At 29.6% G+C, this 1,598-nt stretch carries 3 protein-coding genes; 1 reads left to right on the top strand and 2 read right to left on the bottom strand.

What is annotated here, in order from left to right; genetic code table 11:
- Window positions 1-71 precede the first annotated feature (71 nt).
- The gene (locus tag NSA58_RS19895; RefSeq protein ID WP_039680709.1) at window positions 72-668 is read left to right on the top strand and encodes a helix-turn-helix domain-containing protein; all 597 of its coding nucleotides are present in this window, start codon (window positions 72-74) and stop codon (window positions 666-668) included.
- 50 nt (window positions 669-718) lie between these two features.
- Here the strand turns inward: NSA58_RS19895 and NSA58_RS19890 are convergent, their stop codons facing one another.
- Window positions 719-1,063, bottom strand: coding sequence for a rhodanese-like domain-containing protein (locus NSA58_RS19890; RefSeq protein WP_039680708.1), 345 nt, complete (start codon window positions 1,061-1,063; stop codon window positions 719-721).
- 19 nt (window positions 1,064-1,082) lie between these two features.
- The gene (locus NSA58_RS19885) at window positions 1,083-1,448 is read right to left on the bottom strand and encodes a C-GCAxxG-C-C family (seleno)protein (protein ID WP_039680707.1); all 366 of its coding nucleotides are present in this window, start codon (window positions 1,446-1,448) and stop codon (window positions 1,083-1,085) included.
- Window positions 1,449-1,598: the final 150 nt, after the last annotated feature.

The raw sequence follows: 1,598 nt of genomic DNA, 5'->3' as shown, positions 1-1,598 counted from the left end.
AAAACTCTACGAAGAGTTGATTGAAAATATATTGCTCAGAGTTTATCCTTATATATGTGGAGGTAACATACATGAACTTAGAAAAAGTAGGAAGTTTAATTTTAAAACTTAGAAAAGAAAAAAATATGACTCAAAAACAAGTGGCTGACTTACTAAACATCAGTGATAAAACCGTTTCAAAATGGGAACGAGGACTTGGCTGTCCTGATGTGTCAATACTTACAGAATTATCAAAGATATTTGATATTAATATAGAAAAAATATTATTAGGAGATTTAGAACCTAATGATGTAGATGGAGGAAATATGAAAAGAATTAAATTTTATGTTTGCCCAAGCTGTGGCAATATAATAAGTGCAACTGGAGAGGGTGAAATCTCTTGCTGTGGCAGAAAGCTAAAAGCAGCTGTTCCAAGTATAGTAGATAATAATCATAAAATAAGTGTTGAAGAAGTGGAAAATGATTATTATGTGGAAATAGACCACGAAATGACTAAAGAACATTACATCTCATTTGTTGCTTATGTAACTTATGATAGTGTACTTCTGATAAAACTATATCCTGAACAAAGTCCAACAGTGAGATTCCCAAGACTATGTGGAAAATTTGAAAGAGGAAAATTTTATATTTATTGTAATCAACACGGTTTGTTGATGAAAGGAAAATAATTAGTAACACTAAAATAGACCATCTAAAATTGATGGTCTTATTTTAATATTTAATTTTTAGTTAGCTTTCCCTTATATGAAGAAACTCCTCCACTTAAGTTGCTTACTTTATTAAATCCATTTTTAGATAAAATATCTGAGGCCTTTGCACTTCTTCCTCCAGAAGCACAATATACAACTATTTTACTGTCTTTATATGAACTTAAACTTGATAATTTTGATGAAAGTGTATCAACAGGTATATTTCTAGCATTTGGAATATGCCCACCTTTGTACTCCCCTAAGCTTCTAACATCTAAAATTAATATATTGCTATTATTTAACATCTTTTGTAGCTGGGATCCACTTATTGTAGTATATCCTCTGCCTCTAAAGAGTCCTGATAAAAATCCCATAATATCTCATCTCCATATTTTATAAATCTTTTAAAACTTCCTTTAATGCATTATATGAAAAATCTATTATTTCGCTACAACTTACCTTATTTTTCTTCAAATTAGAACAAATTTCTGAGTCATATTGATCTCTTACTTTTTTCATTATTTCTTTTGAATATTTTCTAGCTTCGTTTGGGATAGAATTATCTTCTCTACCTTTTATAAATCCTGCTACTAAAACTGCTGCATTAACAGCTCCACATAAACTGCCTACTGTCATACCTGTTCCCATTCCACTTCCTAAAGCAACAGGTATGTCTGTGTTAAATTCTTCGTTGTAAGATTTAATTAGTGCTTCTGCACAATTATATCCTTGGCTATGATAAATTGATGGTTTTGTCATTTTTATGTCTCCCTTTTAACAAATTTTATTATATATATATTGTATCATTATTTTTATTTAATTCTGTAACTTTGTCACTAAAAGTCAAAATAATTTTATAAAAGGAGGGTGTCCCTATATATTTAAGTTTATTTTCTCCTCTACATGGCC

The sequence above is a fragment of the Terrisporobacter muris genome, assembly GCF_024621905.1.
In the GTDB taxonomy this organism is placed as follows: Bacteria; Bacillota; Clostridia; order Peptostreptococcales; family Peptostreptococcaceae; genus Terrisporobacter; species Terrisporobacter muris.
This window is presented reverse-complemented; position numbering and strand designations above follow the sequence as displayed.